This is a genomic window from Angustibacter aerolatus (genome assembly GCF_054776675.1).
In genome coordinates, this window is record NZ_BAAHBM010000012.1 from 22,945 (window position 1) to 35,780 (window position 12,836).

The 12,836-nt window shown below is 75.7% G+C and carries 14 protein-coding genes and 1 tRNA gene; 7 read left to right on the forward strand and 8 right to left on the reverse strand.

Going from position 1 to position 12,836, the window contains the following annotated elements:
• Nucleotides 1–14: 14 nt before the first annotated feature.
• Together ACYVI6_RS04915 and ACYVI6_RS04920 are read right to left on the reverse strand one after the other, a co-directional pair.
• On the reverse strand, nucleotides 15–275 hold the full coding sequence (locus ACYVI6_RS04915) for a hypothetical protein (protein ID WP_460445294.1): 261 nt from the start codon (nucleotides 273–275) through the stop codon (nucleotides 15–17).
• A 9-nt stretch (nucleotides 276–284) separates the two neighbouring features.
• Nucleotides 285–791, reverse strand: coding sequence for a MarR family winged helix-turn-helix transcriptional regulator (locus ACYVI6_RS04920; protein ID WP_460445295.1), 507 nt, complete (start codon nucleotides 789–791; stop codon nucleotides 285–287).
• A 23-nt stretch (nucleotides 792–814) separates the two neighbouring features.
• On the opposite strand from ACYVI6_RS04920, the gene ACYVI6_RS04925 reads away from it, so the two are divergent.
• Nucleotides 815–2,932 (forward strand): MMPL family transporter, encoded by a 2,118-nt coding sequence (locus ACYVI6_RS04925; RefSeq protein ID WP_460445296.1) that lies wholly within the window; start codon nucleotides 815–817, stop codon nucleotides 2,930–2,932.
• Here ACYVI6_RS04925 and ACYVI6_RS04930 read toward each other — a convergent pair.
• Nucleotides 2,880–3,833: a DMT family transporter gene (locus ACYVI6_RS04930; RefSeq protein ID WP_460445297.1), complete on the reverse strand. Its 954-nt coding sequence runs from the start codon at nucleotides 3,831–3,833 to the stop codon at nucleotides 2,880–2,882. The genes ACYVI6_RS04925 and ACYVI6_RS04930 overlap by 53 nt on opposite strands.
• 72 nt (nucleotides 3,834–3,905) lie before the next feature.
• Between ACYVI6_RS04930 and ACYVI6_RS04935 the strand changes: the two genes are divergently transcribed.
• Complete coding sequence (locus ACYVI6_RS04935; RefSeq protein ID WP_460445298.1) at nucleotides 3,906–4,808, forward strand: LysR family transcriptional regulator; 903 nt, start codon at nucleotides 3,906–3,908, stop codon at nucleotides 4,806–4,808.
• A 348-nt stretch (nucleotides 4,809–5,156) separates the two neighbouring features.
• Complete coding sequence (locus ACYVI6_RS04940; protein ID WP_460445299.1) at nucleotides 5,157–5,870, forward strand: hypothetical protein; 714 nt, start codon at nucleotides 5,157–5,159, stop codon at nucleotides 5,868–5,870.
• A gap of 13 nt (nucleotides 5,871–5,883) precedes the next feature.
• Here ACYVI6_RS04940 and ACYVI6_RS04945 read toward each other — a convergent pair.
• Together ACYVI6_RS04945 and ACYVI6_RS04950 are read right to left on the reverse strand one after the other, a co-directional pair.
• Nucleotides 5,884–5,970 (reverse strand) — tRNA-Leu (locus ACYVI6_RS04945).
• A 97-nt stretch (nucleotides 5,971–6,067) separates the two neighbouring features.
• Nucleotides 6,068–6,901: a phosphotransferase gene (locus tag ACYVI6_RS04950; RefSeq protein ID WP_460445300.1), complete on the reverse strand. Its 834-nt coding sequence runs from the start codon at nucleotides 6,899–6,901 to the stop codon at nucleotides 6,068–6,070.
• A gap of 32 nt (nucleotides 6,902–6,933) precedes the next feature.
• Here ACYVI6_RS04950 and ACYVI6_RS04955 point away from each other — a divergent pair, with 32 nt between their 5' ends.
• Nucleotides 6,934–8,286 (forward strand): M20/M25/M40 family metallo-hydrolase, encoded by a 1,353-nt coding sequence (locus tag ACYVI6_RS04955; protein ID WP_460445301.1) that lies wholly within the window; start codon nucleotides 6,934–6,936, stop codon nucleotides 8,284–8,286.
• Between the two features lie 22 nt (nucleotides 8,287–8,308).
• Here ACYVI6_RS04955 and ACYVI6_RS04960 read toward each other — a convergent pair whose 3' ends face one another.
• Nucleotides 8,309–8,494, reverse strand: a complete 186-nt coding sequence (locus ACYVI6_RS04960) for a DUF5703 family protein (protein ID WP_460445302.1) — start codon at nucleotides 8,492–8,494, stop codon at nucleotides 8,309–8,311.
• A 73-nt stretch (nucleotides 8,495–8,567) separates the two neighbouring features.
• On the opposite strand from ACYVI6_RS04960, the gene ACYVI6_RS04965 reads away from it, so the two are divergent.
• Nucleotides 8,568–8,924 carry a hypothetical protein gene (locus ACYVI6_RS04965; RefSeq protein WP_460445303.1) on the forward strand — a complete coding sequence of 119 codons (357 nt, stop codon included), beginning with the start codon at nucleotides 8,568–8,570 and terminating at the stop codon, nucleotides 8,922–8,924.
• Between the two features lie 26 nt (nucleotides 8,925–8,950).
• On the opposite strand, the gene ACYVI6_RS04970 is transcribed toward ACYVI6_RS04965, so the two are convergent.
• Both ACYVI6_RS04970 and ACYVI6_RS04975 read right to left on the reverse strand, forming a co-directional pair.
• The gene (locus ACYVI6_RS04970; protein ID WP_460445304.1) at nucleotides 8,951–9,784 is read right to left on the reverse strand and encodes a hypothetical protein; all 834 of its coding nucleotides are present in this window, start codon (nucleotides 9,782–9,784) and stop codon (nucleotides 8,951–8,953) included.
• Between the two features lie 64 nt (nucleotides 9,785–9,848).
• Entirely contained in the window at nucleotides 9,849–10,799 is a 951-nt protein-coding gene (locus ACYVI6_RS04975) for an aldo/keto reductase (RefSeq protein ID WP_460445305.1), read from the reverse strand.
• 145 nt (nucleotides 10,800–10,944) lie between these two features.
• Here ACYVI6_RS04975 and ACYVI6_RS04980 point away from each other — a divergent pair, with 145 nt between their 5' ends.
• Nucleotides 10,945–11,994, forward strand: coding sequence for an LLM class F420-dependent oxidoreductase (locus ACYVI6_RS04980; protein WP_460445337.1), 1,050 nt, complete (start codon nucleotides 10,945–10,947; stop codon nucleotides 11,992–11,994).
• Nucleotides 11,991–12,833 carry an undecaprenyl-diphosphate phosphatase gene (locus ACYVI6_RS04985; protein WP_460445306.1) on the forward strand — a complete coding sequence of 281 codons (843 nt, stop codon included), beginning with the start codon at nucleotides 11,991–11,993 and terminating at the stop codon, nucleotides 12,831–12,833. Before ACYVI6_RS04980 ends, ACYVI6_RS04985 begins: the two co-directional genes overlap by 4 nt.
• The last annotated feature ends 3 nt before the right edge of the window (nucleotides 12,834–12,836 follow it).

The window sequence follows — 12,836 nt, forward strand, 5'->3', positions numbered from 1 at the left end:
CTGCGGTCGCGGCGCTACCCGATCTCGTCGACCGCGATCCAGCCGGTGTAGCGGTCGGCGAGGTCGGCCGGCACCGGGGCACCCGGCTCGAGCTCGCCGAGCACCTGCAGCAGCGCCTCGTGCGCCTCGGCGTACCGGTCGAACACGTCGGCCAGGCCGAGCGGCAGGTCGGCACCCCCACCGTTGCGGATGCCCTCCGCCGAGCTGCGGTCGGTGTCGAGCGCCGCCTGCACGGCGTCGGCGAGCTGCTCGCGGGTGGGTCGGCTGGTCGGCACCGTCGCAGGCTACGTGGACGCGACCGGGGGGCGCCCGCCCGTCGTCCCCTCGGTGGCCTCGGACGTCGCGGCGACGGCGGCCTCCAGGAAGTCGAGCACCACCTGCTGGTCGGCGGCGGGCATGGTGGCCAGCACCCCGCGCATCGCGTCGCCGAGCGGACCGAAGACGGCGCGGCCGGCGTCCATCGCGCTGTCGGTCATGACGACGGCGACGCGGCGGCGGTCGGCGGTGTCGTGCTCGCGGCGCACGTGGCCCGCGCGCTCGAGGCGACCGAGCAGGGCCGAGGTCGCGGGCGAGCTGAGGTTCAACGACGCGCTGAGGGCGCCGGGCGTGAGGTCCTCGCCGCGGCGGCCGGCCTGCATGACGTGCGCCAGGGCGTAGAGGTCGGTGCGGTGCAGGCCGTGCGCGCCGCCGCGGACGTCGGCGTACCGGTCGACGGCGACGGTGAGCGCCTGCAGCGCGGCGACGATCGCGCCGGAGCGCGCCGGGTCGGGCTCTGGGTCGCGGTCGGGCACCGCGTCAGTCTAGTCTCTCCGTCGTGGAGAGATTCCAGGGTGGAGACGGTGCGCACGGTTTCTTCGGCCCGCCGGCCCGGGCGCTCGGGCGTCTGGTCGGTCCGCGGGTCAAGTGGGTCGTCGTCGCGCTTGGCCTCGCCGCCTCGGCGGCCGTCTTCGCGCTGGCCGGCGCGGGCGAAGTGGCCCCGGGCGCGACGACGCTGCCGGCGTCCGCGGAGTCGGTGCGGGCGGCCGCCGTGCAGGCCACCCTGCCGGCCAGCGAGGTGCAGCCGCTCTTCGTCGTCCTGTCGCGCGACGGCCGGCTCGCCGAGGCCGACCGGTCTGCGGCCGCCGCCGCGCTGCTGCGCGCGCTCGACGCCGTCCGCGCCCAGGGCGCGCTCCCGACCGGCGGCGGGGGAGCAGCCGCCCCGGACGGCCTCGCGGTGCAGGTGTCGGACGACGGCACGACGGCGCTGACGGTCGTCCCGCTGCGCAGCGACCTCGACGACGACGCCACCGGGCGGGCCGTCGACGCCGTCCGGGTAGCGGTGCGACGCGGTGTGCCGCAGGGTCTCGACGTCGCGGTGACCGGCGGCCCGGTGTTCACCACCGACATCGGCAAGGTGTTCGACGGCGCCGACGTGACGCTGCTCGCGGCCACCGCCGGCGTGGTCGCGCTGCTGCTGCTGATCACGTACCGCAGCCCCTGGTTGTGGCTCGTGCCGCTGGGCGTCGTCGGCCTGGGCGACCAGGTGGCGAGCCGGGCCACCGACGCGCTGAGCCGGGTCACCGACGTGAGCGCGGACGGCGCGGTCAAGGGCATCGTGTCGGTGCTGGTCTTCGGGGCAGGCACCAACTACGCGCTGCTCGTGATCGCCCGCTACCGCGAGGAGCTGCGGCTCGTCGACGACCGGCACGACGCCATGCGCCGGGCGCTCGAGTCGGCCGCCCCGGCCGTGCTCGCCAGCTCGAGCACCGTCGTCCTCGCACTGCTCGGCCTCGGCCTGGCCCGCGACACCTTCGTCACGTCGCTCGGGTACTCCGGAGCGCTGGGCATCGCCATCGCGCTGGCGTTCGCGCTGCTGCTGCTGCCGGCGACGCTGGTGCTGTTCGGGCGCAACCTGTTCTGGCCGTTCGTGCCGCGGGTCGGGCAGCCCGATCCGAGCCGCACCGGGCTGTGGCGGCGGGTCGGCGAGCGGGTGACGCGGCGTCCGGCGGCGGTCGTCGCGGGCGGCGTGGTCGTGCTCGCGGCGCTCACCGCCGGCGGCGTCGGCATCGCGGTGGCGCAGACGCCGACCGAGCAGTTCCTGCAGCGCCCCGAGTCCGTCGCCGGCCAGGAGCAGCTGGCGCGGGCGTTCCCCGCCGGCAGCAGCCAGCCGACGCTCGTCGTCGCGCCCGTCGCGGCGGCCGGCGAGGTGCAGCGCGCGCTGCCCGACGTCGACAGCGTGAGCTCGGTGCGCCGCGCCGGCGCCGACGACCGGTCGGTCGCCTTCGACGTCGTGCTGGGTGCCCAGCCCGGCAGCGACGCCGCCTTCACGGCCGTGCGCGCGCTGCGGGACGCCGTGCACCCGGTCGGCGGGCTCGTCGGCGGGTCGGACGCCGAGCTGCTCGACACCAGCACCACGGCCGACCGGGACCGCGCGCTGCTGCTGCCGCTCGTGCTCGGCATCGTGCTGGTGGTGCTGCTCCTGCTGCTGCGCTCGGTGGTCGCCGCGGTGCTGCTCGTGGCGACGGTGGTCGCGACGTTCGTGGCCAGCACCGGCGCGAGCTGGTTCGCCTTCGACCACCTGCTCGGGTACCCGCCGCTGGCCGACTCGACACCGCTGCTCGCGTTCCTGTTCCTCGTCGCGCTCGGCGTGGACTACAACATCTTCCTCACGACCCGGGCTCGCGAGGAGGCGAGCGGCGGCGCGGACGCCCGCTCGTCGATCGTCACCGCCCTGGCCGTCACCGGCGGCGTCATCACCAGCGCCGGCATCCTGCTCGCCGCCGTGTTCGCGGTGCTCGGCGTGCTGCCCCTCGTGCAGCTGGCGCAGATCGGGGTGATCGTCGGCTTCGGCGTGCTGCTCGACACCCTCGTCGTCCGCAGCCTGATCGTGCCCGCGCGGGTCAGCCTGCTCGGCGAGCGGTTCTGGTGGCCGAGCCACCCGCGGCGGCCCTGACGGACGGGAGCGGCACGACGGGGGCGCGCCGCTCGACGGACTGCGCCCACAGCGTGGCGCCGACGACGACGGCCGCACCGACCGCGACGACCGGGGTGAGCGACTCTCCGCCGAGGCCGACCCCGACGGCGACCGCCCAGACCGGCTCGGTGCCCAGCAGCAGGCTGGCCCGGCTCGCCGACGAGCGGCGGATCGCCCACGTCTGCGCCAGGAACGCGAACACGCTGCACGCCAGGGCGAGGTAGAGCAGCAGGCTCCAGTCGGACGACGTGAGGCGCGCTGCCGCGGTGAGCTGCCCGCCGGCGAGCGTGCAGACGAGCACGCTGCCGACCACGCACTGGATCGTCGTCAGCACGAGCGGACCGGTGCGGTCGGCGGCCGGCACCCGCCCGAGCAGCGTCACGTGCCCCGCCCGCACGCCGGCTGCCGCCAGCACCAGCCCGTCGCCCCAGCCGGGGGCGTGCACGCCGTCGCCGGAGACGAGCAGCGCGACGCCGACGACCGCGAGGACGGCCGCCACGAAGTACCGGGGCGGCAGCCAGGAGCGCGCCCAGAGCCCGTCGACGACCGGCGTCAGCACCACCGTCAGGCTGATGAGCAGCCCGGCGTTCGTCGCCGACGTGCGCGCCACGCCGTACGTCTCCAGCAGCAGCACCGCGGCCTGCGTGACGCCCAGACCGACCGCGACCGCCGCCTGCCGTCGTCCGGGCCGCTGCTGCCGGGTGGCGATGCAGACCGTCACCAGCGCCACCGCCGCCACCGCGTAGCGCAGCCCGAGCACGACCAGCACCGGTGCGACGTCGGTCAGCTGCTTGGCCACGAGGTAGCTGCTGCCCCACACCACGGCGACGAGCAGCAGGACGACGTCGGTGGCGCGGCCGGTGCCGTGCGAGGTGCTCACGACGCAAGGGTGCGCAGGCACGAGCGTGAAGAGCCACGACCAGGTGCTCAACCGACGCTTTAGCATCGCTGCATGGACGCGAGGCAGCTGGCCATCCTGCGCGAGCTCGGTGACCGCGGCAGCGTCACCGCCGTCGCGGCCGCGCTCTACATCACGCCGTCCGCGGTCTCGCAGCAGCTGGCCGCGCTGCAGCGCACCGTGCCCGTGCCGCTGACCCGGCGCGACGGGCGCCGGCTCGCGCTCACCGAGGCGGGCACCGCCCTCGCGGCCGCCGCGGCCGGGGTGGCCTCGGCGCTTGCCGCTGCCGAGCAGACGGTGGCCGGGTACCTCGACGCCTCCCCGCAGCCGGTGCACGTCGCCGCGTTCGACAGCGCGGCGAGCGCGTTCTTCCCGAGCCTGGTCGCCCGCGCCGCGGCCGAGGGCGTCGACGTCCGGTGCACCGACCAGGACGTCGCGCAGGAACGCTTCCCGGCGCTGTGCGCCGACCACGACGTGGTGCTCGCGCACCGCCCGCTGCACGGCCCGCCCTGGCCGCCGACCGTCGCGGTGACGCCGCTGCTGCGCGAGCCCCTCGACGTCGCGCTGCCCCGCGACCACCCGCTCAGCGAGCGCGACGAACCGCTGACCGCCGCCGACGTCGCCGACGAGCCGTGGATCGCCGTCCACCAGGGGTTCCCGCTCGCCGCCTCGCTCGACGCCGTCGCCGCAGCGGCCTCCCGCCCGGTGCGCGTCGTCCACCGGCTCAACGGGTTCCCCGTCGCCGTCGCGCTCGTCGCCGAGGGCCAGGGCTGCGCGCTCGTCCCGCGCTGGACCGGGCCCGCGCACCCCGGTGTGGTCCTGCGGCCGCTCGCCGACGTCCGCATCGGCCGCCACGTCGAGGCCCTCGCCCGACCCGACCGTGTGTTGCGTACGACGGTCGGACGGGTCGTCGTGCTCCTGCGCGACGTCGCCGCCGACCTGTCGCGGCCGACCTGACGCCGGGTGCTGGACGTCGCGCCGTACGGAGACCATGGTCGTGCCGTGCCCAGGACCGCCGCTGACGAGCTGCTCGGGCTCACCGCCGGCGAGGGTCTTTCCCCGGCAGCAGGGCGCGATGCCGCCGTCGACGGCACCCGGACCGGCCGCTTCACCAGGCCCGAGTGGTCGCCCAGCTCGTCGTGCTCCTGGCCTCGAACACCGTCGGCGACGGTCTGACCCGGCCCGGACCGCCGGGCCGGCTTCGACCGTTCCCGGGACACCCGCTCCGGCGCGCGCGTACATTCCCCGCCCATGAGGTCCAGGTCCGGACTGACGGGGCGAGGTCGCTCCGCGCCCGGCGGGACCGTGCCCGCGAGGTCGTCGGACGGCGGCAGGGACCCGCTGCCCCCGACGCTCGCCGCAGCGGTCGCGCTCGTGGTCGCCGCGCTCGCGGCGGTCGGGGTCTCGGGTGATCTGCTCGCCCGCACCGTGCGCAACCACCCGGTGGCGATCGCCGCCGTGGTCGTCGTGGCGCTCCTGGCGTTCGCGGTGCCGGCGGTCGCGGCGAGCACCGGCTGGGCGGTGCGGGCGGCGATCGTGCTGGTCGTCGTGGCCAGCTGCTGGGCGGCGGCCGCCGGCGCCCGCGCGGCCGGGTCCGACCGAGAGCAGCCGCGGGTCTCGCTCACCGCCGCGACGACGGCGTCGGCCACCACGCTGACCGTCGACGCCAGCGCGAACGGGTTGCGCAGCAGGGACAACATGCTGGTGCAGGTGCAGGGGGTCACCGACTGGCCGGCGGACTCCGCCGACCGCGACCTCCAGGTCGCCTGCAACTCCGACCGCAACGCGCGGTGGCCGGCCGGTGCGACGCCCCGGTGGCCGGGCGAGCTGGTGCTGTGGCAGCAGGCCGGGCCGGATGCCAAGGGAGCGGTGACGGTCAGCTCGAAGGTCGAGCTCGTCCCGGGAGAGCAGGAAGGTGTGTGCGTCTGGGTGGTGCTGACGAACGTGAAGGGGCAGGCGCCTCGACGGGTGGTGTCGTACCTGCAGCTGCCTGCGCTGCGAGTGCCGTCCGCACGTTGACCCTCTGGAGTGCTGGTGTCCGGAGGGGGACTTGAACCCCCACGCCCGTTAAGGGCACTAGCACCTCAAGCTAGCGCGTCTGCCATTCCGCCACCCGGACAGGTGAACCGCGAGGACGCCGTGAGCGGCCCGCAGTGCGGCGACGAGATTAGCACGGGGGCCGGGTCGGGCCGGACACCGGCGGCGTCCGCGGCGGGTCAGTCGCGCAGGGCCGCGTCGAGGGCGGCGGCGTGCTCACGGAGCCAGGCCTCGCGGCGGCGGATGCGGTCGCCGACGCCGTCCGCCCACATGCGCGCCCAGCCGCCGCCGTGGGTCTCGGCGAGCTCGCGCATGGAGTGCCACGAGCGCTCGGCGGCGCTGATCGACACCGGCACGACCCAGCGGCGGTCGGCGTCGTCGAGCCCGTAGGCGTCGACCAGCAGCCGGCCGCGGACGGCGGCGTCGACGTCGCGCACGGCGTCCTCGCGGTCGGCCGGCGGCGCCCAGGCACCCCACCACAGCAGCAGGTTCGTGACCTCGTCGACGCGGGACGACGGGCGCACGAGGTCGAAGTCGATGAGGGCGGACGCCTGGCCGTCGCGGAACACCGTGTTCTCGGGCGTCACGTCGCGGTGCCCGAGGAACGTCGGGGGCGGGCCGGGGCGCGCTGCGACGTCCGCGCGGATCGGCGACGGCGGCAGCCCGGCCGGGACGCCGAGGGGCAGCAGCGCGTCGTCGAGCCGGCGCAGCAGCCGGGCCACCGAGACGGCGCGCGCGTCGTCGGCGACCCACGCGGGCCACGGCCGGCCGGCCACCTCGCCGTCGACGAAGCCGAGCACCTCGCGGCCCCGGTCGTCGACGCCGAGCAGCTGCGGCGCGCCGTCGAACCCCACGGACCCCAGGTGCCGCAGCACCAGGTGCACGACCGGCGAGTGCGCTCCGAGCGGACGGCGCACCGTGCCGCCCACCCGCACGACGCCCTCGGTGACGTCGCCGCCGGGCAGCGGCACCTCGGGCAGACCCGGCTCGTCCGCCCACGTCGCGCCGCTCACGTCGTCACGGTAGACGCGGTTACGGTGGCCGGGTGAGCGACCGCGCCGACACCGCCCAGACCCCGTCCGCCGCCGAGGCCGAGGTCGCCGACCTGTGCCGCGACCTGCTGCGCATCGACACCAGCAACTACGGCGACGGCAGCGGGCCGGGGGAGCGCGCCGCGGCCGAGCACGTCATGGGGCTGCTGACCGAGGTGGGGCTCGACCCCGAGCTGTTCGAGAGCGAGCCGGGCCGGGCCAGCGTCGTGGTGCGGGTCGAGGGCGACGAGGCCGGCACCCGCGAGCGCGGCGCGCTGATCGTGCACGGCCACCTCGACGTCGTGCCCGCCGACGCCAGCGACTGGCAGGTCGACCCGTTCGCCGGCGAGCAACGCGACGGCTGCCTGTGGGGGCGCGGCGCCGTCGACATGAAGGACATGGACGCGATGATGCTGGCGGTGCTGCGCGACCTCGCGCGCAGCGGCCGCAAGCCGCCGCGCGACCTGGTGTTCGCGTTCTTCGCCGACGAGGAGGCGGGCGGGGTGCTCGGCAGCCACTACGCGGTCGACCACCGGCGCGAGCTGTTCGACGGCGTCACCGAGGCGATCAGCGAGGTCGGCGGCTACTCCGTGACGCTCGAGGGCCGGAACGGCGACCCGGTGCGCGCCTACCTGCTGCAGACCGCCGAGAAGGGCATCGCCTGGCTGCGGCTGCTCGCCCACGGCCGGGCCGGGCACGGGTCGCAGATCACCACCGACAACGCGGTCGCCAAGCTGGGCGCGGCGGTCGCCCGCATCGGCCAGCACGAGTTCCCCGTCGAGATCACGCCGACGGTGCGCGAGTTCCTCGAGGGCGTCACCGAGATCACCGGCGTCGAGCTCGACCCGTCCGACCCGCAGCCGCTGCTCGACCGGCTCGGCACGGTCGCCCGGTTCGTGGGCGCGACGTTCCGCGACACCGCGAACCCGACGATGCTCAAGGCCGGCTACAAGCACAACGTGGTGCCGCAGCTCGCCGAGGCGTTCGTCGACACGCGGTTCCTGCCCGGCCACGAGGAGCAGCTCATGGCGACGATCCGCGAGCTGGCCGGCGAGGGCGTCGACGTCGAGGTGCACCACCGCGACATCGCGCTCGAGACGACGTTCGACGGCTCGCTCGTCGACGCGATGGTCGCCGCGATCCAGGCCGAGGACCCGGGCGCGCCCGTGCTGCCGTACTGCCTGTCCGGCGGCACCGACAACAAGGCGCTGTCGGAGATCGGCATCCGCGGCTTCGGGTTCGCGCCCCTGCAGCTGCCCGCCGACCTCGACTTCCCGGCGATGTTCCACGGGGTCGACGAGCGGGTGCCGGTCGACGCGCTGGGCTTCGGCGTGCGGGTGCTCGACCGGCTGCTGCGCACCTGCTGAGCGGCCGGGCCGCTGGCCGGCGTCAGGCGGTGCGCTGCACCCGGATGATCCGGCGGCGCAACCAGACCTGGCGCGCGCCACCGGCGTAGAGCAGCACGCGAGCCAGCTCCCAGCGGCCGTACTCGGCCTCCTCGGTCAGCATCGCGCGCACCTCGGACCGCTGCACCGCCCCGGGGAGTCGCAGCACCCGGTACTCGTAGTCGATCATCGCCCTCCATGGTGCCAAACGGTTTCGCGGCGCGCAGCACGCCCTCCGCGTCCGTCCGCGATACGGTCACCGCATGACTTCGGACCCGCGCGCAGCCCTCGGCACCCTGGTCGCTGCGCTGGAGCGTCACCTCGAGGCCGCTGCCGGCAAGCGCGGCGAGGAGGACCCGGTCGTCGTGGCCGCCTACCGCGAGCTGGCGATCGCCTTCGAGGCGTACGACGACGCCCTGCTCGACGCCTACGACGAGGTCACGCCGCTCGAGGTGTTCCAGGGCGAGGACGACGACGACAGCGACTTCGACGAGCCGGACGACGTCGACGGCAGCTCGTACACCGGCCTCGACGACGAGGAGTACGACGAGGACGACGAGCCGGACGACACCGCGGGCCCCGTCGACCTCGACGCGAACAGCCCGCGCGCGCGCAGCTGACCGACCTCCGGTCGGACGAGCCGGGGCTACTGCCAGGTCTCGCGACGTCCGGCGGCCTCGACGAGCGCCTCGACCCGCTGCTGGTCGAGCACCGGCGGCTGCGCGCGCAGCCACTGCTGCACCTCGCGGGCACCGACGACCGCGACGCCCGCTGACGGCCGTCGCACGGTGAGCCGGCTCGCGCCGATCGGCACGACCAGCCCGCGCACGGCGACCGGGGTGCCGGTCACCAGGGCGAGACGGCGCGCGGCCTGCTCGGCCAGCGCACGCACCCGCGGGACGTCGTCGCGGCGGCGCCCGTCGGCCACCAGCACGTCACCCGAGACCCAGACGGTGGCGTGCGGACGCTCCTGCACCCGCAGGCACCACACCCCGGCCGGCCCGACCACCAGGTGCGCCGGCTCGCCGTCGGCCGCGCCGATCGGGGCGGCGGGCAGCAGCCGCCAGCCCGGGCCGACCCGGTCGAGCCGGCGGGTCAGCCGACGCTCCGCGGGCGTGCCGGGCACCGAGATGGTGACGGTCACCCGCTGCCGGCGCCGGGCCACGGCGCCGCGGCCGGCGTGCAGCGCCCGCGTCAGACCGGCCGGGCGAGGGGCAGCCACCGGGACGACGGTCGACGTGGTCGCGCGGTCCGCGGGTGCCGAGGGTGCCGCGGCACCGGCCGGCGGACGCACCGCCGGGTGGGCGACGAGCCAGTCGGCGATGGCGTCCTCGACCTGACGCCGGGCGGTCGGCACCGCGATGCGCTGCCGGCCCGAGTGCAGGTCGAGCTGGCCCAGCCGTTCGCCGTCCGGCCCCTCGACGTGCAGCCGGTCCCGACCCTCTGCGCGCCAGCGCACCACCGTGAGTCCATCGAGCACGTGCACCCTTCGGCAGGTCCGGCCCCCGGCTCGAGGCCGACCACCCGACCGGGTGGTGCGGAGGTCAGCGCAGGCCGACCGAGACCTCGTCGAGCGCAGCACGGATCTGCTCCGGCAGCTCGACGTCCTCGCTGGTGAGCGTGCCGCGCAGCTGCGCGGCGGTGCGCGCCCCGACCACCGGCGCGACCACGCCGGGCTGGTCGCGCACCCAGGCCAGCGCGATCTCGGCGGGGGAGCAGCCGAGCCCGTCGGCCGCGGCGACCACGGCCTCGACGACCCGGCGGGAGTCCTCGTCGAGGTAGCGCTCGACGAACGTCGCGAAGTGCGGCGAGGCGGCCCGCGAGTCGGCGGGGGTGCCGGTGCGGTACTTGCCGGTCAGCACGCCGCGGCCGAGCGGCGACCACGCCATGAGCCCCAGACCGAGCCCGAGCGCGGCGGGCACGACGTCGTCCTCGACCCCGCGCGACAGCAGCGAGTACTCGACCTGGTTTGCGACGATCAGCCCCGCGCCCTGCGCCTCGGCCAGCGTCGCGACGCGGGCGGCCTGCCACCCGGCGTAGTTCGAGATGCCGGCGTAGCGGGCGCGGCCGGTGCGCACCGCCGTCACGAGCGCGTCGAGCGTCTCGGCGAGCGGCACGTCGTCGCTCCAGGTGTGCGCCAGCCAGAGGTCGACGTGGTCGGTGCCCAGCCGGGCCAGCGACGCGTCGAGCGAGGCGAGCATGGCCCGGCGCGAGGTGTCGACGACGCGTGCCCCCGAGCGCCGCGAGATGCCGGCCTTCGTGCAGATGACGACGTCGTCGCGGGCGGCCAGCTCGGGCAGCAGCTCGCCGAGCAGCTCCTCGGCCGCGCCGTCGCCGTAGCCGGCCGCGGTGTCGACGAACGTGCCGCCCGCCTCGAGGAACGCCGCGAGCTGGTCGCGCGACTCGTGCTCGTCGGTGTCGCGGCCCCAGGTCATCGTGCCGAGGGCGAGCCGGGAGACCCGCAGGCCCGACGTCCCGACGGTGCGCTGCTGCATGCCGGTCAACCTACCGGCGCGGCTCGTGTGCACCTGGTGTGCGTGTCGTGCGGGTGCTCGGCGCGTCGTCCGGACGTCGCCTGGGCGACGAGCGCCCGCCGCTACAGTCGCGTCCGTGCCCACCACCCCCGTCACCCCGGGACGCCTGCGCCTCGGCCTGAACCTCGGCTACTGGGGCCAGGGCGGCGACGCCGAGAACCTGGCGCTGGCCAAGGAGGCCGACCGGCTCGGCTACGACTCGGCCTGGGCCGCTGAGGCCTACGGGTCGGACGCCGTGACGATCCTGACCTGGGTGGCCGCCCAGACCGAGCGGATCGACGTCGGCAGCGCGGTGCTGCAGATCCCCGCGCGCACCCCGGCCATGACGGCGATGACCGCCGCGACGCTCGACTCGTTGAGCGGCGGGCGGTTCCGGCTGGGGCTCGGCGTCTCGGGCCCGCAGGTGTCGGAGGGCTGGCACGGCGTGCGGTTCGGCAAGCCGTTGGGCCGCACCCGCGAGTACCTCGACGTCGTGCGGATGGCGCTGCGCCGCGAGACCGTGCGCTACGAGGGCGAGCACTTCACGCTGCCGCTGCCCGACGGCCCGGGCAAGGCGATCAAGCTGACCGTGCACCCGGTGCGCGAGCGCATCCCGGTCTACCTGGCCGCGGTCGGCCCGAAGAACCTCGAGCTCGCCGGCGAGGTGGCGGACGGCTGGCTCGCGATCTTCTTCAGCCCCGAGCACGCCGCCGTGTCGCTGGACCCGTTGCGGCGCGGGCGGTCTGCGGCCGGGCTGGCGATGGACGACTTCGACGTCGTGCCCACCGTGCCCGTCGTGATCGGCCCGGACGTCGAGCGCGCCGCCGACCCGCTGCGCGCCCACGCCGCCCTGTACGTCGGGGGCATGGGCAGCCGCGATCAGAACTTCTACAACGCGCTGGCCCGCCGGATGGGCTTCGAGGCCGAGGCCGAGCAGATCCAGCAGCTGTACCTCGACCGGCGCCAGCGCGACGCCGCCGCCGCCGTGCCCACGGCCTTCGTCGACGCGACCTCGTTGATCGGGCCGCGCGAGCGCGTCCGCGACCGGCTCGCCGCCTACGCCGAGGCGGGCGTCACGACGCTGTCCGTCACCCCGTTCGCCCGCACCCTGGAGGACCGCTTGCAGACCCTGCGCACCATGGCCGAGGTGCTCGACGAGTCGGGGCTCGCCGCGTGAGCGACCTGACCTACCTGCACTCCGTCGTCCTGGGCGTCGTCGAGGGGCTCACCGAGTTCCTGCCGGTCTCCTCGACCGGCCACCTGACGGTCGTCGAGGGGCTGCTCGGGCTGCCGGTCGACAGCAAGGCGATCACCTCGTTCACCGCCGTCATCCAGCTCGGCGCGATCGTGGCCACGCTGCTCTACTTCGCCCGCGACATCGCACGGCTGGTGGTGGCCTGGGTGCGCGGGCTGCGCGACAGCGCGCACCGCGACGACCCCGACTACCGGCTCGCCTGGTGCGTGATCGTCGGATCGGTCCCGGCCGGGATCGTCGGGTTCCTGCTGCGCGACGTCATCGCCGGGTCGCTGCGCAACCTCTGGGTGGTGGCGGCCGCGCTGGTGCTGTGGAGCGGCGTGCTGGTGGTCGCCGAGCGGCGCGGCCGGCAGGCGGTGCACGACGACCGCGGCGTCACGATCAAGGACGCCGTGATCATCGGCGTCGTCCAGTGCTTCGCGCTGGTCCCGGGCGTCTCGCGATCGGGCGCCACGATCAGCGCCGGCCTGCTGCGCGGGCTCGACCGGGTCACGGCGACGCGGCTGTCGTTCTTCCTCGCCATCCCGACGCTCACCGCCGCCGGGCTGTTCGAGCTCAAGGACGTCGACACCAGCGTCGTCGGCTACGGCCAGCTCGCCGTCGGCACCGGCGTCTCGTTCGTCGTCGCGCTGGCGTCGATCGCCTGGCTGCTGCGCTTCGTGGCGCGGCACCCGATCACCGTGTTCGTGCCGTACCGCATCGCCCTCGGCATCGCGATCGCCGTGCTGCTCGGCGTCGGCGTGCTGAACGCGACGGGCTGACCC